21 protein-coding genes and 2 pseudogenes are annotated in these 22544 nt (G+C 65.7%); 13 read left to right on the top strand and 10 right to left on the bottom strand.

The genetic code is table 11. The annotated features are described in order from the left end of the window. Positions 1-335: 335 nt before the first annotated feature. From OKW27_RS26010 to OKW27_RS26000, 3 genes and pseudogenes are all read left to right on the top strand, one after another. Positions 336-1041: pseudogene (locus OKW27_RS26010) on the top strand (TerC family protein). A 157-nt stretch (positions 1042-1198) separates the two neighbouring features. Then, positions 1199-1822 (top strand): pilin, encoded by a 624-nt coding sequence (locus OKW27_RS26005; protein ID WP_429335284.1) that lies wholly within the window; start codon positions 1199-1201, stop codon positions 1820-1822. Positions 1823-1983: 161 nt separating this feature from the next. Continuing rightward, complete coding sequence (locus OKW27_RS26000) at positions 1984-3768, top strand: PglL family O-oligosaccharyltransferase (protein ID WP_429335283.1); 1785 nt, start codon at positions 1984-1986, stop codon at positions 3766-3768. A 53-nt stretch (positions 3769-3821) separates the two neighbouring features. Here the strand turns inward: OKW27_RS26000 and OKW27_RS25995 are convergent, their stop codons facing one another. Continuing rightward, a complete protein-coding gene (locus OKW27_RS25995) occupies positions 3822-4172 on the bottom strand; it encodes a nucleotide pyrophosphohydrolase (protein ID WP_429335282.1) in 351 nt (116 codons plus the stop codon). A 31-nt stretch (positions 4173-4203) separates the two neighbouring features. Then, the gene (gene moaC, locus OKW27_RS25990; RefSeq protein WP_018421713.1) at positions 4204-4683 is read right to left on the bottom strand and encodes a cyclic pyranopterin monophosphate synthase MoaC; all 480 of its coding nucleotides are present in this window, start codon (positions 4681-4683) and stop codon (positions 4204-4206) included. A 373-nt stretch (positions 4684-5056) separates the two neighbouring features. On the opposite strand from moaC, the pseudogene OKW27_RS25985 reads away from it, so the two are divergent. Beyond that, a pseudogene (locus tag OKW27_RS25985) lies at positions 5057-5443 on the top strand (M48 family peptidase); the annotation flags it as partial. A 30-nt stretch (positions 5444-5473) separates the two neighbouring features. On the opposite strand, the gene OKW27_RS25980 reads toward OKW27_RS25985, so the two are convergent. From OKW27_RS25980 to OKW27_RS25955, 6 genes are all read right to left on the bottom strand, one after another. Next, entirely contained in the window at positions 5474-6049 is a 576-nt protein-coding gene (locus OKW27_RS25980; protein ID WP_429335281.1) for a DUF2946 family protein, read from the bottom strand. Continuing rightward, a complete protein-coding gene (locus tag OKW27_RS25975; protein ID WP_429335280.1) occupies positions 6042-7094 on the bottom strand; it encodes a hydrolase in 1053 nt (350 codons plus the stop codon). The genes OKW27_RS25980 and OKW27_RS25975 overlap by 8 nt, the downstream gene beginning before the upstream one ends. Before the next feature lie 52 nt (positions 7095-7146). After that, positions 7147-7593, bottom strand: a complete 447-nt coding sequence (locus tag OKW27_RS25970; protein WP_018421709.1) for a nuclear transport factor 2 family protein — start codon at positions 7591-7593, stop codon at positions 7147-7149. 165 nt (positions 7594-7758) lie between these two features. Further along, positions 7759-8784 (bottom strand): lipopolysaccharide heptosyltransferase II, encoded by a 1026-nt coding sequence (gene waaF, locus OKW27_RS25965; RefSeq protein WP_018421708.1) that lies wholly within the window; start codon positions 8782-8784, stop codon positions 7759-7761. Between the two features lie 199 nt (positions 8785-8983). Further along, positions 8984-9178, bottom strand: a complete 195-nt coding sequence (locus tag OKW27_RS25960) for a zinc-finger domain-containing protein (RefSeq protein WP_008920434.1) — start codon at positions 9176-9178, stop codon at positions 8984-8986. Positions 9179-9252: 74 nt separating this feature from the next. Then, on the bottom strand, positions 9253-10176 hold the full coding sequence (locus OKW27_RS25955; protein ID WP_429335279.1) for a branched-chain amino acid transaminase: 924 nt from the start codon (positions 10174-10176) through the stop codon (positions 9253-9255). A gap of 226 nt (positions 10177-10402) precedes the next feature. Here OKW27_RS25955 and OKW27_RS25950 point away from each other — a divergent pair, with 226 nt between their 5' ends. The 9 genes from OKW27_RS25950 to OKW27_RS25910 all read left to right on the top strand — a co-directional run bounded on the left by OKW27_RS25950 (position 10403) and on the right by OKW27_RS25910 (position 20077). After that, the gene (locus OKW27_RS25950; protein WP_184051416.1) at positions 10403-11158 is read left to right on the top strand and encodes an AzlC family ABC transporter permease; all 756 of its coding nucleotides are present in this window, start codon (positions 10403-10405) and stop codon (positions 11156-11158) included. Next, positions 11155-11478, top strand: coding sequence for an AzlD domain-containing protein (locus OKW27_RS25945; RefSeq protein ID WP_090801726.1), 324 nt, complete (start codon positions 11155-11157; stop codon positions 11476-11478). The genes OKW27_RS25950 and OKW27_RS25945 overlap by 4 nt, the downstream gene beginning before the upstream one ends. A 278-nt stretch (positions 11479-11756) precedes the next feature. After that, entirely contained in the window at positions 11757-12950 is a 1194-nt protein-coding gene (locus tag OKW27_RS25940; protein WP_429335278.1) for a phosphoglycerate kinase, read from the top strand. 478 nt (positions 12951-13428) lie between these two features. Next, entirely contained in the window at positions 13429-14865 is a 1437-nt protein-coding gene (pyk, locus tag OKW27_RS25935) for a pyruvate kinase (protein WP_429335277.1), read from the top strand. A gap of 187 nt (positions 14866-15052) precedes the next feature. Next, on the top strand, positions 15053-16117 hold the full coding sequence (fba, locus tag OKW27_RS25930) for a class II fructose-bisphosphate aldolase (RefSeq protein ID WP_090801723.1): 1065 nt from the start codon (positions 15053-15055) through the stop codon (positions 16115-16117). A 133-nt stretch (positions 16118-16250) separates the two neighbouring features. Continuing rightward, positions 16251-17141: a phosphoribosylaminoimidazolesuccinocarboxamide synthase gene (locus OKW27_RS25925; RefSeq protein WP_429335276.1), complete on the top strand. Its 891-nt coding sequence runs from the start codon at positions 16251-16253 to the stop codon at positions 17139-17141. A gap of 56 nt (positions 17142-17197) precedes the next feature. Beyond that, positions 17198-17716 (top strand): 5-(carboxyamino)imidazole ribonucleotide mutase, encoded by a 519-nt coding sequence (purE, locus tag OKW27_RS25920; RefSeq protein WP_018421699.1) that lies wholly within the window; start codon positions 17198-17200, stop codon positions 17714-17716. A 104-nt stretch (positions 17717-17820) separates the two neighbouring features. Further along, complete coding sequence (locus OKW27_RS25915; RefSeq protein WP_090805452.1) at positions 17821-19017, top strand: 5-(carboxyamino)imidazole ribonucleotide synthase; 1197 nt, start codon at positions 17821-17823, stop codon at positions 19015-19017. 10 nt (positions 19018-19027) lie between these two features. Then, entirely contained in the window at positions 19028-20077 is a 1050-nt protein-coding gene (locus tag OKW27_RS25910; RefSeq protein ID WP_429335275.1) for an L-threonylcarbamoyladenylate synthase, read from the top strand. Positions 20078-20228: 151 nt separating this feature from the next. On the opposite strand, the gene OKW27_RS25905 is transcribed toward OKW27_RS25910, so the two are convergent. After that, positions 20229-21452 (bottom strand): SGNH/GDSL hydrolase family protein, encoded by a 1224-nt coding sequence (locus tag OKW27_RS25905; protein ID WP_090801718.1) that lies wholly within the window; start codon positions 21450-21452, stop codon positions 20229-20231. Between the two features lie 95 nt (positions 21453-21547). Then, on the bottom strand, positions 21548-22465 hold the full coding sequence (locus OKW27_RS25900; protein ID WP_429335274.1) for a sterol desaturase family protein: 918 nt from the start codon (positions 22463-22465) through the stop codon (positions 21548-21550). Between the last annotated feature and the right edge of the window lie 79 nt (positions 22466-22544).

The following is a 22544-nucleotide window of genomic DNA, read 5'->3' as shown; positions in this document are numbered from 1 at the left end:
TCGGAACCGGAGCAGTGAAGGGCCGAACCTGACGAGAGTGGATAGTCACGCGTGCTCTCTGAGCGTTTGGGCACAAGTCTCGGCACAGCCGGGAGCCTGCGATCAAACTTGACGGCCGGAAGCCTGAGAGAGGTTGGGGTGTCCATTGAACGACAGGCGACACGACGAACGAAACGAAGCTCGCTGGAGCAATCCAGTCGTCAGGAAACGCCGGATACGTGATCCGTACGTCCGGTGTTGTGGGAGGACGGCGGGGGCAACCCCGCCTCCTACCCGATTCCGCGCTTGCGCCGCGGTTCTGTCCGCGCGGTCGATTTTTCCTTATGCTTTTTTCCATGCTCGAATTCTTCACGACCCTCCATTGGGGCTCGGTCTTTCAGATCATCGTCATCGACGTTCTGCTCGGCGGCGACAACGCGGTCGTCATTGCGCTCGCCTGCCGCAACCTGCCGCAGTCGCAGCGCGTGCGTGGGATCGTGTGGGGGACCGCCGGCGCGATCGCGCTGCGCGTCGTGCTGATCGCGTTCGCGGTCGTGCTGCTCGACGTGCCGTTCCTGAAGTTCGCGGGCGGCTTGCTGCTGCTGTGGGATCGGCGTGCGCCTGCTCGCGCCTGCGCACGACGCTCACGACAACGTGAAGCCGGCCGACAAGCTGATCTCGGCGGTGAAGACGATCATCATCGCGGATGCGGTCATGAGCGTCGACAACGTGATCGCGATCGCGGGCGCGGCCGAAGCCGCGGAGCACGAGCACCGGTTGGCTTTGGTGATCTTTGGCCTCGTCGTGAGCATTCCGCTGATCGTGTGGGGCAGCCAGCTGATTCTGAAGCTGCTCGATCGCTTTCCGGGCATCGTACTGTTCGGCGCGGGCCTGCTCGGCTGGATCGCGGGTGGTCTGATGGTCAACGACCCGGCCGGCGACCGCTGGCCGATCCTCGATACGCCAGTCGCCGAATACGGGATGAGCATCGCGGGCGCGCTGTTCGTCGTGATCGTCGGTTATCTGTTGAAGCGCCGTAACGCGAAACGTGCGGCGGTGTGAGCATGGTGCTGACGGTGCATCGCTGCCTGATTCGTGATGCCGTCCGAATGCAAGCCTGGCCATCCGGCTGACTGTGACGCGCGAGCTTCGCTCGCTACGATTGAAACGCCTGTTCCCGATCCACGGGCCAGGCGTTTCTCGTATCAGGAGTCTGCCGATGATCGTTACCCTGCCATATTCCCCTTACTCTCAATCGACGCAATCCCCGCGTAGGTCGCGCCGCGCACGCTGGCGCGCGAACTGGTTCGCGCGCATCTGCCGCCGCTGCGGCGTCGGCTTCACGCTGATCGAGTTGATGATCGTGCTCGCGATCGTCGGCGTGATTGCGGCCTACGCGATTCCCGCGTATCAGGACTATCTGGCGCGCAGCCGGGTCGGCGAGGGCTTGTCGCTCGCGGCGTCGGCGCGGCTCGCGGTGGCCGAAAACGCCGCGAGCGGCAACGCGTTCAGCGGCGGTTATGCGTCGCCGCCCGCCACGCGCAACGTCGAGTCCATCCAGATCGACGACGACACTGGTCAGATCACGATCACGTACTCGACGCGTGTCGCGCAGGCCGGCGCAAACACCATGACGCTGGTGCCGTCGGTCCCGGACAACGTCGATGCGCCGAGCGCGCGCGTCGCGTTGAGCAAGGACGCGGTGCAGACCGGCGCGCTGACGTGGGAATGCTTTGCGAGCGGCAAGAGCGCGTCGTCGTTGCCGGCGCCGGGTTCGGGGCCGATGCCAGGCGAGGCGCCGACGCTCGCCGCGAATCTGGCGCCGCCCGAATGCCGTTCATAAGGGGCAAATGAGTGAGTGAACGAGACAGCAGCCGAGCGCTGACTGGATGAGTCGAAGCCACAACGTAAAAGGCTGATTTTCAGCCTATTTCGGCCGGACCGGCGCACAGTGCAACGAAATTTTTGTATAGTGCGCCGGTTGCTGACGCCCACGTTGATTCGATGCCCACCCCTTTCGCGCGCTACCTGTCTCTCGTACTGCTGGCTCTTGCGTTGATCCTGCCCTACGCGGTTGCCAACCATACGTATCCGATCCCAACCTTCTACGCCGAATTCACCTCGCTCGCGCTGTTTCTGCTGACCGGGGCGGCCGTCGTGCTGCTGGTCGCGACCACCCGGCCGCGCGTGAGCTTCGCGTCGCCCACGGTCGCGCTCGTACCCTTGCTGTTCGGCCTCGTGCTGGTCGTGCAGACGCTGGTGCTGCCGGTCGCGGAGCCATCGATGAACTGGCTCGGCGCGGGCTTCCTGCTCGCTGCGTGGATGGCCGTGCATGTGGGCTACGGCTTCACGCGCGTGAAGCTCGACGAGACCGCGTTGCGCTGGGCGGCGGGGGCGTTGATCGTCGGCGGTCTGTTCGCGGTGTTCAGTCAGGTGATCCAGCTGTTTCACCTCGAGGCGCGCGTGGCTCCGCTCGTCGTCGCGTATAACGTGACCGTCGAGCGCCGGCCGTTCGGCAACATGGCGCAGGCGAACCACCTCGCGACGTATATCGCGTTCGCGATGGCGGGCGCGCTGTACCTCGTGCAGACGCGCCGCATCGCGGTGCCCATCTGGCTGCTCGTGTCGACGATTTTCTCGGTCGGCCTCGCGCTGACCGTGTCGCGGGGTCCATGGCTGCAGATGGGCGTGATCGTCGTGGCCGGCTTCTGGATGGCCTTCGCGCAGACGCGCACCGAACCGAAACTGCGCCGCAGCAACCGTGAATGGCTGGTGCCGATCGCGCTCGCGGTGCTGTTTTTCGTGGTCAATGCGCTGATCCGCTGGGCCAACGTGCGCTTTCACCTCGAACTCGGGCAGTCGGCGGCCGAGCGCTTCCAGGATGCCGGCCAGATCGCGCCGCGCCTCGCGCTGTTGAAATACGGCTGGACGATGTTCAAGCAGCATCCGCTGCTCGGCGTCGGCTGGGGCGAATTTCCGAGCCATCAGTTCGAGCTCGTCAAGCAGCTGGGCGGCGTCGAAATCGCCAACAACTCGCACGACATTTTCGTCGACCTGCTCGCGAAAACCGGTCTGATCGGTCTCGCGATCGTGCTCGTGGGTCTCGTCGCGTGGCTCGTGCGCGTCGTGCGTGCGCCGCAAAGCGCCGCGCGCGTGTTCGGCATCGCGCTGATCGGCGTGCTGACGATGCATGCGCTCGTCGAGTATCCGCAGCAGTACATGTTCTTCCTGTTGCCCGCGATGTTCGTGTTCGGCCTGCTCGAAACGCGGCCGTTGCGCGCGGTGCCGGCGAATCTGTCGCTCGGTGCGTTCGCGGTGGTGGTGTTCGGCGGACTCGCCGCGCTGTATCCGGTGTATCGCGACTATGCGCGCGCCGAGGTGCTCTACTACGGCGCGCGTCCGGCCGAGCAGTACAGCGCCGATCCGTCGTTCCTGTTCGGCGCGTGGGGCGAATACGGTCTTGCGACGCTGCAGCCGATGAATCCGCTGAACCTGCAGCGCAAGCTCGCGATGCACAAGCAGGCGATCGCGCTGTTGCCGGGCGAGACGGTGCTGCGTCGCTACGCGGTGCTGCAGGCGCTGAGCGGCGATACCGCGGCGGCGCTCGATACGGTCGAGCGCTTGCGGATCTTCGCCGAGGAATTGAAAGACTGGCCGGCGCAGCTCGGCTATCTCTACCAGCTCGTCGACGAGCAGAAGTCGCTCGCGGGCTTCAAGCGGCAGTTGGTGAAGCGCTACGGCACACCGGCGGCCGATGCGACGCGGGATGACGACAGCGACGACGATTGATCGGACCGCGGAAGCTTAGGCGTGCTGACGCCGCGGCTTCCTCCCTTCAAAGTTCAAAGCTCGGAATACTTCGCGGCCTTGCCTTTCGCCTTGTCGACGGGGTAGCGCGCTTCGTTCAGCTTCAGTTTTTCCGCTGCCGCGTCGACGAGATCGAAGCCGGCGGTATGGGCGACCAGCAGCAGATACATGAACACGTCGGCGCACTCGTGCCTGAGGTTCGTCGATTGCGCGGGATCGCCGAGCAGCGCGTCGATCTGCGCATCGGTCTTCCACTGAATCGTCTCCAACAGCTCACCGGCTTCGATGCCGGTGGAGACGATCAGGTTGCGCAGCGTGTGAAACTGCCGCCAGTCGCGCGCGTCGCGAAACGCCAGTAGCTGCTCGAGCAGTTCGTCGATGGTCATGTTGCTATCCGGATAGTTGTCGAACCGCACGTCAAGCTTGCGCCACCCAATCCCCCGATTTCCCGCCATGCTTTTCCATCACCTTCACATCGGTGATGGTCATCCCGCGATCCACCGCCTTGCACATGTCGTACACGGTCAGCAGCCCGATCTGCACGGCGGTAAGCGCCTCCATTTCGACGCCCGTGCGTCCAAACGTCTCGACCTGGACCGTGCAATGCACGCCGGGCATCTGCTCGTCGAGTTCGAAATCGGCCTTCACGCGTGTCAGCGCGAGCGGATGACAGAGCGGAATCAGATCGGCGGTGCGCTTCGAGGCCTGGATCGCCGCGATCCGCGCGATGCCGATCACGTCCCCCTTTTTGGCGTTGCCGTCGCGGATCAGCGCGAACGTGTCGGGCAGCATGCGGATCGAGCCACGCGCGATCGCGATGCGCCTGGTCTCCTGCTTGCCGCCGACGTCCACCATATGCGCGTCACCGGCCGCATCGAAATGAGTGAGTTCAGGCATGGTTGACTCCTTCAGAGGGCGCCTATCATAGCAGTGCGGCGCGGCCTCGAATCGTCGCGGCGACTGATTACATTTGCGCTGTGTCGTGCTCTGAGTTTTGCCTCGTACGCGTCCTGCGACGCCCCTGCCCATTATCTTAGTCCGGGCCACGGGCGGCGTTTTTCGACTTCGTCAGACCGGCTTCGCATTGCATCGAAAACGATTCCTCGCTGCGTCGCTATCCGTCGCGCATCGTCCGAGGCGCCGCTCGTGAGCGGCCCGAGCGACGCGCATGCCGATCCGATCCTGCCGCCCGACATCGCGCGCGGCGTGTTCGGCACCTACGGCGGCGCGCAGAGCCGCTTTTCCAATGGCGGCGGTAGCGGTCGCACTGGAAGCCGCGCGTCTCGCCGAGCTCGCGCAGAAGCGCTGGCCGCAATCGAACGCGGCGATCGACATGCATATCCGCACGCTGTTGACGCTGCATCGCTTCACCGACGCGCAGGCGCTCGCGAAGCAGGAGACCCGGGCGCATCCCGATCAACCCGCGTGGTGGCTCTATCTCGCGCAGGCGAGCGCGGGCAGTGGCGATGCATTGACGCAGCATCGCGCGATGGCGGAGAAGTTCGCGCTGGAGGGCGCGTGGCCATCGGCGATCCGGCAGCTGAAGGACGCGCGCGACCTGAAGACGATCGGCTATTACGACCTCGCGACCGTCGACGCGCGCCTGCACGAGATGGAGAGCCGCTACAAGGAGGAGCGGCTCGACGAGAAAGGGTAGGGTGGACGTGAACGCGCGCCACTGCGCGCGTCAGACCTGCGCCGCCGGGCTCGCAACGAAGCCAAAGCGGGCGGCCACCTGATCGCGTCGCACGCTTTGCAGCGGCAAGGTGCGCTGAACATTCCAGTGGAACGCACCGCTCAATGAGCCATCGTCGGCGAGCGTCGCGTGATCGGAGAAGATCTCGAGGTCGTGGTCGTGCAGCACCGCGATACGTGCTGGCTGCGAGCGATCGGCAAACAGAATGCCGCCGTCTTCATCCGCGAACACCGCCGCCGGCTCGAACGCGCCGCCGCCCTGGTCGTGCAGCGCGAGCGTTCCATCCGCGTGCGCGGACAATCTGACCACCCACGGCGTATAAGCCAGCTCGACATACACGCGCTGTGGTCCGTTCTGAAAAAACCACTGTCCGCGCTCATCGGCCTCATAGTTCCGGTTGATGAAGCCAAGCAGCGCCTCATGCCGGATCGGCACGCCGGGCGTGCCGCTCGCCTGGGCCGCTTCGTCGCGCATGCGCCAGTTGCCGCGCCGGTCGAGCATCAGCCAGCCGGTGCAGCTCGGCACGTTCGGCCATTTGGCGAGCGCCTGTTTGACGATGTCATCCATGATCGACGTGTCGCTCCAGATAGCCGAACACGCGCCGCGACAGCCAGTCGATGCGGCCCGGGAACGGCCCGGTCATGAAGCCCGCGTGGCCGCCGTGCTCAGGCTGATAAAGCTCGACCGCCGCCGACACCTCGTGCCGCGACGGCAGCGCTTCGGCCGGCAGGAACGGGTCGTTGCGCGCGTTGAGCACGAGCGTCGGCACCTGAATGTGCGGCAGCAGCGGGCGGGTGGTTGCGGTGCTCCAGTAGTCGTCGGTATCGCGAAAGCCGTGCAGCGGCGCGGTCACGACGTTGTCGAACTCGTACATCGTGCGGCTCGCGAGCATCGCGTCGCGATCGAACAGGCCCGGGAACTGCTCGAGCTTCTGGTTGGCCTTGTGCTTCAGCGTCTTCAGGAAGCTGCGCGTGTAGACGAGGCCGAAGCCCTGCGACAGCGCACGGCCGCCCGCATGGACGTCGATCGGTGTCGAAATCGCGGCAGCGGCGGCTACCACCCGCGCCGCATCGGCCTGCCGCTCACCGAGCCAGCGCAGCAGCACGTTGCCGCCGAGCGACACGCCCGCCGCGACCACCGGCCCGCGATGCGCGGCGCGCAGGCGGCGCAGGATCCAGTCGACCTCGTTGCTGTCGGCGAGATGGTAGAAGCGCGGCAGCCGGTTCAGCGGGCCGCTGCAACTGCGAAAGTGCGGCACCACGCCGTGCCAGCCGTATTCGCGCGCGGCGGCCATCAGCGCGACCGCGTAGTGCGACGACGAGCTGCCTTCCAGGCCGTGAAACAGCACGAAGAGCGGCGCGGCGTCGGTGGGCGGAGTATCGTGCGCGACCCAGTCGAGATCGATGAAATCGCCGTCCGGGGTGTCCCAGCGCTCACGGCGAAACGATACTGCGGGGCGGCGCGCGAACAGCGACGGGACGATCGTCTGCACATGCCGGTTCGGCAGCCAGAGCGGCGCGCGGTACAGCAGCTCGACGGTCGCCTCGACGGCGGCCGCCACCTTGGCGGGGGCCGTACCGGAGGAAGCGGGTTTATGTGGCGTCGAACTCATACCGGCGGAAGAGCGAGAAAACGTGATTCTGAATCTGTCGTGGTGCCGCGCGTCAGTGCAGCGGGCCCTGGCCATGCCGCATCTTCGTTGCGAACTGGCTGGCGGTCTCGTTCGGCATCGGGCTTGCGTGAATATGCGCAATGCGCCATTCGCCGCGTTCATGGACCATCACATAGGTGGTGAAAACCATCGCGGGCGTGGCGGTCGGGTCGGCCGGACGATGTGCTTCGGCAATCGCATAGACGACGGTGCCGAGGCTGTCGTAGACGCGGATGTCGAGCGGCTCGATCGACACCGGCAGCGCTTCGAGCTGGACCTGCAAGCCATTGCGGATGCTCTCGAGGCCGTGCAGATGCGAGCCGTCCGCGCAGATGCAGCTGACGAACTCCTCGTCGATCCACAAGCCCATCAAGCTGTCGATATTGACCTCGGCGACGGCCTGATAGTAGGCGTTCAGGGTATCGGCGGCGGCTTCGAAGATATGGGCAAAACGTGGCATGGCTTGTCAGTCTCTTGTGCGCGGCGCGCGGTTGCGGGTCTGCGGTAGCGGGACGGTCCAGAGCGCCGGACCATCGCCCCCGGCGTCAGCTTGCCCGTGCCGCAAGGCGCGAACATGACGCGACGCGCTCGGGGCGTGCGGTGTTGCGTGCAAGTACCAGTCGGCTCAGCGCTGCGCGAGCAGCATGCCGCGCAAATCGCCGAAAACCTGCTCGGCGCTCAGCTGCTTCAGACAGTTCAGATGACCGAGCGGGCACTCGCGCTCAAAACAGGGGCTGCATTCGAGATGAAGCCATTGTACCTTCGCGAGCTCGGACAAGGGCGGGGTGTGGCGCGGATCGGTCGAACCGTAGACGGCCACGAGCGGGCGGCGCAGCGCGGCGGCGACGTGCATCAGTCCGGAGTCGTTGGTGACGACCGCGTTGGCCCGCGAGATCAGCGCGCAAGCCTCGCCCAGTGCGGTCTGGCCGCACAGGTTGCGCACGTTCGGCGCTTTCTCGGCGATCGCCTGCGCGAGCGGCGCGTCTTTCGGCGAGCCGAGCGCGACGATTTGCGTGTACGGGAACGACTGGCCGACCATCTGCGCGAGCGACGCGAAGTGCTCGGGCGGCCAGCGCTTCGCAGGACCGTATTCGGCGCCGGGGCAGAACACCAGCAGCGGCACGCGCGTATCGAGATTGAAGCGCGCCGACACGCGCGAGGCCTCGTTCAGGTCCGTGTCGAGGCGCGGCATCGGCAGATCTTCGGGGACCTTGGCGCCTGGCGCATAGGCGAGGGCGGCGTAGTGGCCGACCATCGGCGGGCGGGCGTCCTTGCGCGGATTCGCGTGACGCACGTTCAGCACGCCGTAGCGACTCTCACCGGTGTAGCCGATGCGCAGCGGAATGCCCGCCAGCCACGGAATCAGCGCCGACTTGAACGAATTCGGCAGCACGTAGGCCGCGTCGTAGCCGACGTCGCGCAGATCGCTCGACAGCTGCCAGCGGCGCAGCATCTGCAGCTTGCCGTGGGCGAGATCGGTCGCGTAGACGTCGCGGATTTCCGGCATGCGTTCAAGCACGGGGGCGACCCAGCTGGGCGCGACCGCGTCGATGACGATGCGCGGATGCAATTTCACGAGGCGCGCAAACAGCGGCTGCGCCATCAATGCGTCACCGATCCAGTTCGGTGCGATAACCAACGCGCGACGCATCAGAGTGAGTGTCCGGTGTCGATAACAAGGGCCGCGCGCGATGCGCGCGGCACTCGGATAGGTAAATGGGGAAAGCGGAGAGCCGCACGGCGCGATGCCGTTTGGCCACACGCGCCGCGATGGCGGCGCGGCGAGCGCGTGATTCAAAACGCGCGCCTCGTGCCGTGCAAGCTGGCTCAGAACCGCTCGATGCGTTGGATCAATGGCCCTTGATCACTTCGCCGTCGCGCAGCTTGTAACGCGTGCTGCAATACGGGCAACGCGCTTCGCCGTGCGACACGTCGATGAAGACGCGCGGATGCGCGCTCCAGCGCGGCATGGCCGGGTTCGGACAATACGCCGGCAGATCTTTTGCCGACAGTTCGACCAGCGGCATTTCCTTGATTTCGCTCATGAGACTTTCTCGTTGTATACGGGGTGCTTGCAGTGCGCCGCCGTTGGGCTGCGCGGGGCGTCTCGAAACGTCGCTCAGATCTTCGTGAGCCAGTGCGCGTATTTCGCGCTCCTGCCGTTCACGACGTCGAAGAAAGCCGACTGCAGCTTTTCGGTGATCGGGCCGCGCGCGCCAGCGCCGATCGTGCGGTTATCGAGCTCGCGGATCGGCGTGACTTCAGCCGCCGTGCCGGTGAAGAACGCTTCGTCGCAGGTATAGACTTCGTCGCGCGTGATGCGCTTTTCGATTACCTGCAGACCCATGTCGCGCGCGAGCGTGATGACGGTGTCGCGCGTGATGCCGTCGAGGCACGACGACAGATCAGGCGTGTACAGCTTGCCGTTGTTGACGAGGAAGAAGTTCTCGCCCGAGCCTTCTGACACGTAGCCGTCGACGTCGAGCAATAGCGCTTCGTCGTAGCCGTCGGTGATCGCTTCCTGGTTCGCGAGGATCGAGTTCACGTACCAGCCCGACGCCTTCGCGCGCACCATCGACACGTTCACGTGATGGCGCGTGAACGACGACGTCTTTACGCGGATGCCCTTGGTGATGCCGTCTTCGCCAAGGTATGCGCCCCACGGCCACGCGGCGATCGCGACGTGAATCGTGTTGCCCTTGGCCGACACGCCGAGCTTTTCCGAGCCGACCCAGATGATCGGGCGCAGATAGCATGAATCGAGCTTGTTCTGGCGGACCACTTCGCGCTGCGCGGCGGCGAGCGTTTCATGGTCGAACGGCACGGCCATCTGGAAGATCTTCGCCGAGTTCAGCAGGCGCTTGGTGTGCTCCTGCAGGCGGAAAATCGCGGTGGCGCCGTCGGCGGTCTTGTAAGCGCGCACGCCCTCGAACACGCCCATGCCGTAGTGCAGCGTATGGGTGAGCACGTGGATTTTGGCATCACGCCACTCGATGAGCTTGCCATCCATCCAGATCTTGCCGTCGCGGTCGGCCATTGACATACGGTTCTCCAGCAGGTGCGTTATGAGGTGCGGCCATGAGCGCAGGACATAGCCGGGAGCGCTATTTTAGCGTCTTTTGCACACACCACGGGCATTTGGGCGCACCCCGGACGCTATAATCCAGCGCACGCATAAATCAAATCCGGATGCGCCAGCGGGTGGTCTCGCAAGCTGGCGCCGACCTGGCCTTCTTGACGGCGTTTCCTGCGCCCGCACCCTTCGCCCGATGCTCGCTCGACTGTCCGACACCGATCGCCGCGCTTTTCGTGAAGGCGCGCGCGCCTACGCCCCCACGCTGATGGCGATTTTTTCCTGGGGCCTCGTGACCGGCATCGCGATGAGCAAGTCCGTGCTCACGCTGCCGCAGGCGCTCACGATGTCGCTGCTGTGCTACGCCGGATCGTCGCAGCTGGCAGTGTTGCCGCTCCTCGCCGCGAAGCTGCCGGTGTGGACGGTGCTGCTGACCGCGGCGATGGTCAACACCCGCTTCGTGATCTTCAGCGCCGGCCTCGCGCCGCACTTCTCGTATCTGTCGATGTGGCGGCGCATCGTGCTGGGCTATTTCAACGGCGACGTGATCTATCTGCTATTCGTCAAGAAGAGCTTTCCGACCGGCTACGTGCCGGGCAAGGAGGCGTACTTCTGGGGCATGGCGGTATCGAGCTGGCTGTCGTGGCAGGTGTCGTCGATCATCGGCATCCTGCTCGCGAGCCTGATTCCGGACAACTGGGGGCTCGCGCTGGCCGGCACGCTCGCGCTGCTGCCGGTGATGGTGTCGGCGATCGCCACCCGCTCGACGCTGGTCGCGGTCAGCGTGGCCGGCATCGTGTCGCTGCTCGCGCTCGATCTGCCGTACCGGCTGGCGTTGCTGCTCGCGGTGATCGCGGCGATCGCGGCCGGCAGCGCGGCCGACCTGATGATCGAGCGCGCCGACCTGCGCCGCATTCGTGGCGTGAACGATCGCGCCGGAGACTCCCGATGACCTCCACGCAAATCTGGCTCGCCATTTTCGGCATGACCTTCGTCACCGCGCTCACGCGCGCGATGTTCCTGATCGGCGGCGAGCGCACGGTACTGCCGGCGCGCGTGCAGAAGATGCTGCGCTACGCGCCGGCCGCCGCGCTCGCCGCGGTGGTGGTGCCCGACGTGCTGACGACGTCCGATGGGCTGTCGTTCGCGCCTTCCAACCATGAGCTTTACGCGACGCTCGCCGGCCTCGGCTGGTTTTTGTGGCGGCGCACCATGCTCGGCACGATCGTGACCGGAATGGTCGTATTCACGCTGATGCGCGTCTTCCTGTGAGGGCCGGGCCCGGGGTGCGGCGATGAATGCTCCGCCGCGGCATCTGCGGCCTTGCGATCAAATGCGCGACATTCGCCGTGTCGCGGATCAGAAGGCCGTTGGGATCAGTTAAAATGCCTTTTCCGGGTTGAGCGCGCCGCGGCAAGGCGCCTGGTGCCGCGACCGGCCGCCGGCGCCCGATCCCGCGGAGCCGTTGTGCCGAAGCGCTGGAGTTCGCTGCGCCTCGTCCCCGCGCGCTGTCCGTCACCGCCTTCTCATCAACTCGCATACTCAAGCCCATGAACAAGGTATTGCGTCTCTCCGACCTGATCGCCGAAGGCAAGCTGTCCGGCAAACGCGTGTTCATCCGCGCCGATCTGAACGTGCCGCAGGACGATCAAGGCAACATCACCGAAGACACCCGCATCCGCGCTTCCGTGCCGGCCATCAAGGCCGCGCTCGACGCCGGCGCCGCGGTAATGGTCACCTCGCACCTTGGCCGTCCGACCGAAGGCGACTTCAAGCCGGAAGATTCGCTCGCACCGGTGGCGAAGCGTCTCGCGGAGCTGCTCGGCCGCGACGTGCCGCTCGTCGCGAATTGGGTCGAAAACGGCGTGAACGTCGCGCCGGGCTCGGTCGTGCTGCTCGAAAACTGCCGCGTCAACAAGGGCGAAAAGAAAGATTCCGACGAGCTCGCGCAGAAAATGGCCAAGCTCTGCGATATCTACGTGAACGACGCGTTCGGCACCGCCCACCGCGCCGAAGCGACTACGCACGGCATCGCGAAGTACGCGCCGGTTGCCTGCGCGGGTCCGCTGCTCGCCGCTGAGCTCGAAGCGCTCGGCAAGGCGCTCGGCGCACCGAAGCGTCCGCTCGTGGCGATCGTCGCGGGCTCCAAGGTGTCGACCAAGCTGACCATCCTGAAGTCGCTCGCGGAGAAGGTCGACCAGCTGATCGTCGGCGGCGGCATCGCCAATACGTTCATGCTCGCGGCCGGCCTGAAGATCGGCAAGTCGCTCGCCGAAGCCGATCTGGTCGACGAAGCGAAGGCGATCATCGACGCGGCCAAGGGCCGCGGCGCCTCGGTGCCGATCCCGACCGACGTCGTCACGGCCAAGGAGTTCTCGCCGACCGCGAAGGCAGAAGTAAAGGCCGTCGCCGATGTGCAGGACGACGACATGATCCTCGACATCGGCCCGGAAACGGCCAAGGTGCTCGCCGCGCAACTCGAGAAGGCCGGCACGATCGTGTGGAACGGCCCGGTCGGCGTGTTCGAGTTCGACCAGTTCGGCAACGGCACGAAGACGCTCGCGGACGCGATCGCGCGCTCGGCGGCGTTCTCGATCGCAGGCGGCGGCGATACGCTCGCGGCAATCGCCAAGTACGGCATCCACGACCAGGTCAGCTACATTTCTACGGGCGGCGGCGCATTCCTCGAGTTCCTCGAGGGCAAGAAGCTGCCGGCGGTAGAAGTTCTGGAAGCGCGGGCTTAACGTGGCGACGCGCTCCCCAGCGGCGAAGTCGACCAAGGCGCGTGGCGTAAAAGCGCCGCGCGGTAACGCGGCAACGCCGGCAGGGGAGCGCGCGGCCGCTGCGTCGGCAGCGGCCGGACAGGACGAGGCTGCCGAAGCGCCGATAGCGCCCGCGGCCACCGAACCGGCGCTAGCCGCCGGAGCGCCCGCGGAACCGGTTGCAGCGCAAGCTCCGACCGGCGACGCGGAGCAGCCCCCAACGGCACAGGTCGAAGCTGCTCAACACGATTCGGCCCAGCCGGAACAGCCTTCCGGCAAGCAGGGCAGCAAATCTCAGGCGCGCGAGGCGCCGCTCTCGAATACCGCATCACCCGCATCACTCCACAAAGCGACACCGGCCACAACCGGCGCGCGACCCCAGGCAGCATCTTTCGATGCGCGAACTCCGCAGCAGCCCCGCAGCGCTCTTACCAGCGATCCTATCCAGACGAGGAGACTCATGCATCGCGCCACCAAGATTGTCGCTACTATCGGTCCGGCTTCCAGCACGCTGGAAATCCTGCTGCAAATGATTCAGGCGGGATTGGACGTGGTGCGGCTCAATTTCTCACATGGCACCGCGGACGACCATCGCCAGCGCGCCGAATTCGTGCGCGAGGCGGCCCGCCAGGCCGGCCGCGAAGTCGCCATCATGGCTGACCTGCAAGGCCCGAAAATCCGCGTCGGCAAATTCGAGAACGGCCGCACGACGCTCGTCACCGGCAATCCGTTCGTCCTCGATGCCGACTGCGAGCTCGGCAACGACGAGCGCGTCGGCCTCGACTACAAGGATCTGCCGCGCGACCTGAAGCCGGGCGACGTACTGCTGCTCAACGACGGCCTGATCGTGCTGAACGTGCAGCGCCTGATCGGCAACGAGATCCACACGGTCGTGAAGATCGGCGGCGAGCTGTCGAACAACAAGGGCATCAACCGCCAGGGCGGCGGTCTGTCGGCGCCCGCGCTGACCGCGAAAGACATGGAGGACATCCGCACGGCGATGTCGCTCGGCGTCGATTTCGTCGCGGTGTCGTTCCCGAAAAACGCGACCGACATGGAAATGGCCCGCCAGCTCGCGAACATCGCCGGCGCGCCGTACGGCATCAAGCCGAAGATGATCGCGAAGATCGAGCGCGCGGAAGCGATTCCGGCGCTGCAAGGCATCCTCGACGCGTCGGACGGCATCATGGTCGCGCGTGGCGATCTGGCCGTGGAAGTGGGCAATGCCGCGGTGCCGGCGCTGCAAAAGCGCATGATCCGGATGGCGCGCGAATCGAACAAGTTCGTGATCACCGCGACCCAGATGATGGAGTCGATGATCCACGCGCCGGTGCCGACCCGCGCGGAAGTGTCGGACGTCGCCAACGCGGTGCTCGACGGCACGGACGCGGTGATGCTGTCGGCGGAATCGGCGGCGGGCAAGTACCCGGTGCAGACCATCGAGACGATGGCCGCGATTTGCGTCGAAGCGGAAAAGTCCGAGCAGTCGGAGCTCGACAAGGACTTCCTCGACCGCACGTTCACGCGGATCGACCAGTCGATCGCGATGGGCGCGCTGTTCACCGCCTATCACCTGGGCGCCAAGGCCATCGTCGCGCTGACCGAATCGGGCTCGACCGCGCTGTGGATGTCGCGTCACTGGACCCACGTGCCGATCTTCGCGCTGACGCCGCGCGTCGGCAGCGAACGGGCGATGGCGCTGTACCGCAACGTGACTTCGCTGCATCTGGACACCAACACCGACCGCGACACGGCGCTGCAGCAGGCGCTCGAAACGGTGGTCGGCAAGGGCTACGCGTCGCACGGCGACATGGTCGTGCTGACGGTCGGCGAGCCGATGGGTCAGGCGGGCGGCACCAACACGTTGAAGATCGTGCGGGTCGGTGAACCGTACTGATCAGGCAGGACTGCTCGATCGGCACAGGCTCGATTGAGCGAAGCAGCGCGGCGAAACCCGCACGGTCCATGTGCGACGGCGCACCAAAGCGCCGGTGTCATCGCGGGAACGCCGCCTGCTTCGCGATAAAATCGCCGCAAAAGATGCCGACGGCAAAAGAATTCGTTTCAATCTAAGGAGTTTCAGCATGCCTCTCGTATCAATGCGTCAACTGCTGGACCATGCTGCGGAAAACGGCTATGGCCTTCCGGCATTCAACGTGAACAACCTGGAGCAGGTGCAGGCGATCATGGCCGCGGCCGACAAGGTCAACGCCCCGGTCATCATGCAGGCGTCGGCCGGCGCGCGTAAGTACGCGGGCGAGCCGTTCCTGCGTCATCTGATCGAAGCGGCGGTCGAGTCGTATCCGCACATTCCGGTGGTGATGCACCAGGACCACGGTCAGTCGCCGGCGGTGTGCATGGCGGCGATTCGCAGCGGCTTCACCAGCGTGATGATGGACGGTTCGCTCGAAGCCGACGGCAAGACGGTCGCATCGTACGAGTACAACGTCGAAGTGTCGCGCAAGGTCGTCGAGGCGGCGCACTCGATCGGCGTCACCGTGGAAGCGGAGCTGGGCGTGCTCGGTTCGCTCGAAACGATGAAGGGCGACAAGGAAGACGGCCACGGCGCCGAAGGCACGATGACGCGTGAACAACTGCTGACCGATCCGGAGCAGGCCGCCGACTTCGTCAAGCTGACCCAGTGCGACGCGCTGGCCATCGCGATCGGCACCTCGCACGGCGCCTACAAGTTCAGCAAGAAGCCGACGGGAGATATTCTCTCGATCCAGCGCATCAAGGAAATCCATCAGCGCATTCCGAACACGCACCTCGTGATGCACGGCTCGTCGTCGGTGCCGCAGGAGCTGCTCGCGGAAATCCGCGAATTCGGCGGCGACATGAAGGAAACCTACGGCGTGCCGGTCGAAGAAATCCAGGAAGGCATCCGTCACGGCGTGCGCAAGGTCAACATCGATACCGACCTGCGTCTGGCGATCACGGGCGCGATCCGTCGCTACATGGCGACCAACCCGGGCAAGTTCGATCCGCGCGATTACCTGAAGCCGGCGCGCGAAGCGGCGATGAAGATCTGTATCGACCGTTACATGCAATTCGGCTGCGAAGGCCAGGCTGGCAAGATCAAGCCGGTTTCGCTTGATAAAATTGCGGAGAAGTACAAGTCGGGCGAGCTCGCGCAAGTCGTCCGTTAAGCTGTAGTTTTGGCTCCGCGCCTGGCCGTTTGGCCAGGTTGTCGTCCGATCGCCGTTCCCGCATCATCGGGGGAACGGCGTTTCCCTTTTGTTCCGGTCACATTTTTTGCACCACTTTTAGCGAACCACGACGATGTCTACCCTCTACGAATCCACGCTCCGCTCGCTGCCGCTGCTCGGCCGCGGCAAAGTCCGCGACAACTATGCCGTGGGCAACGATCAGTTGCTGATCGTCACGACCGACCGTCTGTCGGCGTTCGACGTGATCATGGGCGAGCCGATTCCGAACAAGGGTCGCGTGCTCAACGCGATGGCGAACTTCTGGTTCGAGAAACTGAAGCACGTGGTGCCGAACCACCTGACGGGCGTCGCGCCGGAGTCGGTGGTCGCGCCGGACGAAGTCGAGCAGGTCAAGGGGCGCGCGGTGGTCGTCAAGCGTCTCGAGCCGATCCTCGTCGAAGCGGTGGTGCGCGGCTATCTGGCCGGCAGCGGCTGGAAAGATTACCAGGCCACCGGTTCGGTCTGCGGCGTGCAACTGCCGCCGGGTCTGCTGAACGCGCAGAAGCTGCCCGAGCCGATCTTCACGCCGGCCGCCAAGGCCGAGATGGGCCACCACGACGAAAACATCACCTACGACGAGATGGAGCGCCGCATCGGCACCGAACTGTCGGCCACGATCCGCGACATTTCGATCCGTCTGTATAAGGAAGCCGCTGATTACGCGGCCACGCGCGGCATCATCATTGCGGACACGAAGTTCGAATTCGGTCTGGACAACCACGGCAAGCTGTATCTGATGGACGAGGCGCTGACCGCCGATTCGTCGCGCTTCTGGCCGGCGGACCAGTACCAGGTCGGCACGAACCCGCCGTCGTTCGACAAGCAGTTCGTGCGCGACTGGCTCGAAACCCAGCCGTGGAAGAAAGAGCCGCCGGCGCCGAAGCTGCCGGACGACGTGGTCACGAAAACGGGCGAGAAGTACCAGGAAGCGCTTGAGCGCCTGACCGGCCACAAGCTCGACTGATCTGATCGCGCGCGCCGTGTCAGGCGCGCATCGCCGGGAAACAAGGAAGCCGTAAGATGAGTGAAGCACAAACCGCCCATACGCATGATGCGCCGGTCGTCGGCGTATTGATGGGCTCCAGTTCCGACTGGGAAGTGATGAAAAACGCCGTCGCGATTCTGCAGGAATTCGGCGTGCCGTACGAAGCGAAGGTCGTGTCCGCGCACCGCATGCCCGACGAAATGTTCGCCTATGCTGAAAGCGCGCGCGAGCGCGGCATTCGCGCGATCATCGCGGGTGCGGGCGGCGCCGCGCATCTGCCGGGCATGCTGGCCGCGAAGACCACGGTGCCGGTGCTTGGCGTGCCGGTCGCGAGCAAGTATCTGAAGGGCGTCGATTCGCTGCATTCGATCGTGCAGATGCCCAAGGGTGTGCCGGTCGCGACGTTTGCGATCGGCGAGGCGGGTGCCGCGAACGCGGCGCTGTTTGCGGTGTCCCTGCTCTCCGGCACCAGCGCCGAATACGCGGACAAGCTCGCTGCATTCCGTGTGCGCCAGAACGAAGCGGCTCACGCGATGGTATTGCCGGCGCTGTAAGCGCGCTGGTTGTTTTATAAGACGTCTCCTGTCCGACCCCCGGCCGGATGCCCGCCGCTCGATGCATGAGCGCGACGCGTATCCGGCTGCGACCGACCACCAAGATGAACCCTGACAACACACCGGTTTCACCGATTCTGCCCGGCGCATGGCTTGGCATGGTCGGTGGCGGCCAGCTCGGCCGCATGTTCTGTTTTGCCGCCCAGGCGATGGGCTATCGCGTCGCCGTGCTCGACCCGGACGAAACCAGCCCGGCCGGCGCGGTCGCCGACCGCCACCTGCGCGCGGCCTACGGCGACGAAGCGGCGCTGACCGAACTCGCGCGGTTGTGCGCGGCGGTGTCGACCGAATTCGAGAACGTGCCGTCCGCGAGCCTCGACTTTCTCGGCAAGTCCACCTTCGTGAGCCCGGCGGGGCGTTGCGTCGCCGTCGCGCAGGACCGGATCGCCGAGAAGCGCTTTATCGCGTCGTCGGGTGTGACGGTTGCGCCGCACGTCGTGATCGAGTCGTCGGATGCGCTTGCGGCGCTGGGCGATGGCGCGCTCGAAGCGGTGCTGCCCGGCATCCTGAAAACGGCGCGCATGGGTTACGACGGCAAAGGCCAGATTCGCGTGCGCAACGCCGAGGAAGTGCGCGAGGCGCATGCGTCGCTCGGCGGCGTGCCGTGTGTGCTCGAGAAGCGCCTGCCGCTGAAGTTCGAGGTGTCGGCGCTGATCGCGCGCGCGGCGAGCGGGGCGTCGGTGGTCTATCCGCTCGCGCAGAACACCCATCGCGACGGCGTGCTGTCGCACACCATCGTCCCCGCGCCGGACGCGTCGCCGGCGCTCGTGCAGCAGGCTCAACAGGCCGCGCTGCAGATCGCCGAGAAGCTCGGCTACGTCGGCGTGCTGTGCGTCGAATTCTTCATTCTCGAAGACGGCTCGCTGGTCGCCAACGAAATGGCGCCGCGCCCGCATAACTCCGGCCACTACACGGTCGACGCGTGCGCGACGAGCCAGTTCGAGCAGCAGGTGCGCGCGATGACCAGCATGCCGCTCGGCGACACGCGCCAGCATTCGCCGGCGGTGATGCTGAACATCCTCGGCGACGTGTGGTTTCCGGACGGTCCGAAGCGCGCGGCGGTCACGCCGCCCTGGCAGGAAGTCGCCGCGATGCCGTCAGCGCGCCTGCATCTGTACGGCAAGGAAGAGGCGCGTTGCGGCCGCAAGATGGGCCACGTGAACTTCACCGCGCCGACCCTCGAAGAAGCCCGCACCGCGGCGCGCGATTGCGCGCGGCTGCTGCACATCGCTACCAGCTGACGCGCGCGCCATGCCGGATCAACAGAAACCCGCCGAGGACGCTACCAACGCGTTGCCGGTCAGCGCCGCGCAGATCGAGCACGCGGCGGCCTTGCTCGACGCGGGGGGACTGGTCGCGTTTCCGACGGAAACCGTGTACGGCCTCGGCGGCGATGCCGAGAACCCGGACGCGGTCGCGCGCATTTACGCGGCGAAGGGGCGGCCGGCCAATCATCCGGTGATCGTGCATCTCGCGCCGCATGGCGATCCGAACTACTGGGTCGAGTATTTGCCGGCGGATGCGCAGCGCCTGATCGACGCGTTCTGGCCGGGACCGCTCACGCTGATCCTCAAGCGCGCTGCGCGCATTCCGGCGGCGGTCAGCGGCGGGCAGGACTCGGTGGGACTGCGCTGCCCGTCGCATCCGGTTGCGCAGGCGTTGCTCGATGCATTCAGCGCGTTGCGCGGCGGGCATGGCGGCGTCGCCGCGCCGTCGGCGAACCGCTTCGGGCATGTGAGCCCGACCACCGCGCAGCATGTGCGCGACGAGTTCGGCAGCGCGATTCATGTGCTCGATGGCGGCGCGTCGGATGTCGGTATCGAGTCGACGATTCTCGATCTGTCGCGCGGCTTTCCGGCGCTGCTGAGGCCCGGTCGCGTGACGCCGCAGGATATCGCCGACGTGCTCGGCGAGGCGCCGCGTCTGCCCGACGGGTCGGACGCGAGCGCGCCGCGCGCGTCGGGCACGTTGAAAGCGCATTACGCGCCGCGCACGCCGCTCGTGCTGCTGCCGTTCGGCGAGCTCGAGCCGCTGCTCGCGGTGCGCGAGCCGGGCGAGCGCGTCGCGCTGGTCGCGCGTGCGTCGCGTGCGGGACAGTGGGCCGATGTCGACGGCGTGCATTTCGTCGCCGCGCCGGAAGATCCGCACGTCTATGCACGCGAGCTCTACGGCTTGCTGCGCGCGCTCGATCGCGCGAACGTCACGCGGATTCTGATCGAGAAGCTGCCGGACACGATCGAATGGATCGCGGTCAACGATCGGCTCGGGCGCGCGGCGGCGGCATTCGAAGCGCAGCACTGATGCAATCGGCTCGCTGCGCTGCATGGCACGGCCACCGGAAAAGGCAAAGGCCCGGCTCGTTCAACGAGCCGGGCCTTTTGCCATCTAGCCAGCCTTAGCGACGCCGGTTAGCTGTCATGTCAATACCGCTAACCCCACGGCCAACGCCGCGTTACTTGCCAAGCCCGCTAGCAGCGACCTGCGTCTCCACCTGCTGTGCGAACAGCGCTTGCAGATGTGTGGTCGGATGCACGAGGTCGGCGAACATGTAGGTCTGGTCCGCGCCGGCCACCGTGTAGGTTTGCGGCGAGCAGAACAGCGACGACGCAAGCGCGCTGCCGAAGTCCGCCGCCGTCTGGCCGGAGGCGAGCACGCTCGGATTGTTCGTCGCGTACGTGGTCGCGCTTTGGGCCATCGACGTCAGGTTACACGCGGTGCCCGTATTCGACACGGTGAAACCGAGCGACTGATAGTTCTGCAACGTCTGGTCGATCCACGCGAATGCGCTCACGTAGATGACCTGCTTGGTCGACGCGAGGCCTTGCTGCAGCACGCCGTTGTAGGTCTTGACGAGCGCGTTGATGAGCGCCTGGCCTTGCGCGCCCGCGGCGAGACCTTGCGGCGTCTGCGCGATGTCCGGCACGTCCGACACCACCACGTGCGTCGCGCCCGACGCGACGACCTTCTGCACCGTGCCGACGAACGTGGTCGCCGCGGTGGTGATGTCCTGCAGCGCGGCCAGCGTGGCCGTCTGCGACGCGGCGGCTGCCGCCGTCTGCGCGTCGGCCGGGGTACCGCCGTTCAGGAGCGCCTGCGTCGCCGCTGCCGTACCGGCAGCCGAGACCGCTTGGACCGCGACGAAGATGTCGTTCGCGCCGCCGTTCATCAGCACGAGCTGGTTCGAATTGAAGCTGTTATTGTGCCCGGCCAGATACTCGGCGACCTGCGTCGTGACCGGCACCGTCGTCGCGGCCATGTTGTTCGGCGCGTAGCCTTCGCCCGGCTGCAGATCGACACGCGAGCCGCCCTGCGCGTAACCGAGGCCGCCCGTCGCGGTGAGCGGCATGCCGAAGCCGCCGACGTACGCGGCGGTGAGCGTGCCGCCGTAGTACTCGGCGACCTTCTGCGTCCAGACCTCACCCGGATTCGTCGTGAAGCGGCCGCCGCCCGTGCCGACGTTCGCCTGGACCGTCGGCATGTATGTGCCGACATCCGACAGGCTGTCGCCGAATGACACGACCTGCAGCGTGACGCCCCCCGGCGGCGTGTTGCTGCTGCTCGAACTATTGTTGTCGCTGCCACCGCCGCATGCCGCGAGCGCGGCGAACGCTGCGCTCGCCACTGCGATCTGCGTGACGCGCAACCATTGCTGTTTCTTCGAAGCGGTTTGATTCATGTTGACTGCATCTCCTCGTATATGTGGCCCTTGATGCCATGTGTTGCAGGCGGCGTCCACCGCGTTGGCGGCGTGACGACAGCTTACAGAATCTTCTACGGCCTGCGCGATGTCCGAAGCGCGACCGTATGGTTTGAGTTCAAGCCGGCTCCCTGCGCGCGCTGCGCATGATGAGCGGCGGCCCAGGCAGGCGGCGCGAACAGCGCACGCCATTTGTTGCGCCAGCCGCGCACTCTCGTGAAGTCTGCGGCCATCGATGCCCATTCGTGAAACGTCGCCTTCAGCGGGTTGTACGTGTGCAGCGGCTCGACGATGCCGTACCGCGGCGCCTCGTGCGGATCTTCTTCGACGTAGCTGCCGAGCAGGCGATTCCAGATCACCAGTACACCTGCGTAATTGCGATCGATGTAGCGATCGTTGCGCGCATGATGCACGCGATGGATCGACGGCGTATTGAACACGTATTCGAGCCAGCCGAGCTTGCCGATCGCCTGCGTGTGCACGAAGAACTGGAAGCCGAGATTGATCAGCACGATCGCGACGATCTGCTTCGGAGCAAAGCCAGGAATGACGAGCGGAATCCAGAACACCCACATGCCGGCGATCGGGTACAGCAGGCTCTGGCGGAACGCGGTCGAAAAATTCATCCGCTCCGACGAGTGATGCACGACGTGGGCGGCCCACAGCCAGCGCACGCGATGACTGCAGCGATGAAAGACGTAATAGAGCAGGTCCTGCGCGACGAACAGCACGACGAACGACAGCCACGTCGCCGGCCATGTATGAATGCGGTGATGCTCGTAGAAAAACGCGTAGACAGGGATGATCGCGAGCCACGCGAGCTTGTCGGCGGCCTGCTGCAGCAGCGCGAGCGCGGCGTTGCACAGCGTGTCGCGCCAGCTGTAGAGCCGCTCGGCCGGGCGCGTGCGGCTCACGTGCCACGCCTCCGAGCCGATGCAGGCAAGAAAGACGGGCGCCATGGCGAGCAGCAGCAATTCGGCATCGAATTGCATCTTGTCTCCCTTCCTGGTCCCTGACCGCCTCGCGGTACGCGGCGGGTGGTGTCGTTATCGTTCGTGAGGCCGCGCGGTC

It is taken from the genome of Paraburkholderia sp. 35.1, assembly GCF_050436525.1.
Taxonomy (GTDB): Bacteria; Pseudomonadota; Gammaproteobacteria; order Burkholderiales; family Burkholderiaceae; genus Paraburkholderia; species Paraburkholderia tuberum.
Note: the sequence above shows the minus strand (reverse complement) of the source record. Positions and strands in the feature narration are given on the sequence as shown.

Bases quoted from the DNA above. Each gene is read 5' to 3' on its own strand.
- OKW27_RS26005 (WP_429335284.1), top strand. From the start codon at position 1,199: ATGATCGTTACCCTGCCATATTCCCCTTACTCTCAATCGACGCAATCC.
- OKW27_RS26000 (WP_429335283.1), top strand. From the start codon at position 1,984: ATGCCCACCCCTTTCGCGCGCTACCTGTCTCTCGTACTGCTGGCTCTT.
- OKW27_RS25995 (WP_429335282.1), bottom strand. From the start codon at position 4,172: ATGACCATCGACGAACTGCTCGAGCAGCTACTGGCGTTTCGCGACGCG.
- moaC (WP_018421713.1), bottom strand. From the start codon at position 4,683: ATGCCTGAACTCACTCATTTCGATGCGGCCGGTGACGCGCATATGGTG.
- OKW27_RS25980 (WP_429335281.1), bottom strand. From the start codon at position 6,049: ATGGATGACATCGTCAAACAGGCGCTCGCCAAATGGCCGAACGTGCCG.
- OKW27_RS25975 (WP_429335280.1), bottom strand. From the start codon at position 7,094: ATGAGTTCGACGCCACATAAACCCGCTTCCTCCGGTACGGCCCCCGCC.
- OKW27_RS25970 (WP_018421709.1), bottom strand. From the start codon at position 7,593: ATGCCACGTTTTGCCCATATCTTCGAAGCCGCCGCCGATACCCTGAAC.
- waaF (WP_018421708.1), bottom strand. From the start codon at position 8,784: ATGCGTCGCGCGTTGGTTATCGCACCGAACTGGATCGGTGACGCATTG.
- OKW27_RS25960 (WP_008920434.1), bottom strand. From the start codon at position 9,178: ATGAGCGAAATCAAGGAAATGCCGCTGGTCGAACTGTCGGCAAAAGAT.
- OKW27_RS25955 (WP_429335279.1), bottom strand. From the start codon at position 10,176: ATGTCAATGGCCGACCGCGACGGCAAGATCTGGATGGATGGCAAGCTC.
- OKW27_RS25950 (WP_184051416.1), top strand. From the start codon at position 10,403: ATGCTCGCTCGACTGTCCGACACCGATCGCCGCGCTTTTCGTGAAGGC.
- OKW27_RS25945 (WP_090801726.1), top strand. From the start codon at position 11,155: ATGACCTCCACGCAAATCTGGCTCGCCATTTTCGGCATGACCTTCGTC.
- OKW27_RS25940 (WP_429335278.1), top strand. From the start codon at position 11,757: ATGAACAAGGTATTGCGTCTCTCCGACCTGATCGCCGAAGGCAAGCTG.
- pyk (WP_429335277.1), top strand. From the start codon at position 13,429: ATGCATCGCGCCACCAAGATTGTCGCTACTATCGGTCCGGCTTCCAGC.
- fba (WP_090801723.1), top strand. From the start codon at position 15,053: ATGCCTCTCGTATCAATGCGTCAACTGCTGGACCATGCTGCGGAAAAC.
- OKW27_RS25925 (WP_429335276.1), top strand. From the start codon at position 16,251: ATGTCTACCCTCTACGAATCCACGCTCCGCTCGCTGCCGCTGCTCGGC.
- purE (WP_018421699.1), top strand. From the start codon at position 17,198: ATGAGTGAAGCACAAACCGCCCATACGCATGATGCGCCGGTCGTCGGC.
- OKW27_RS25915 (WP_090805452.1), top strand. From the start codon at position 17,821: ATGAACCCTGACAACACACCGGTTTCACCGATTCTGCCCGGCGCATGG.
- OKW27_RS25910 (WP_429335275.1), top strand. From the start codon at position 19,028: ATGCCGGATCAACAGAAACCCGCCGAGGACGCTACCAACGCGTTGCCG.
- OKW27_RS25905 (WP_090801718.1), bottom strand. From the start codon at position 21,452: ATGAATCAAACCGCTTCGAAGAAACAGCAATGGTTGCGCGTCACGCAG.
- OKW27_RS25900 (WP_429335274.1), bottom strand. From the start codon at position 22,465: ATGCAATTCGATGCCGAATTGCTGCTGCTCGCCATGGCGCCCGTCTTT.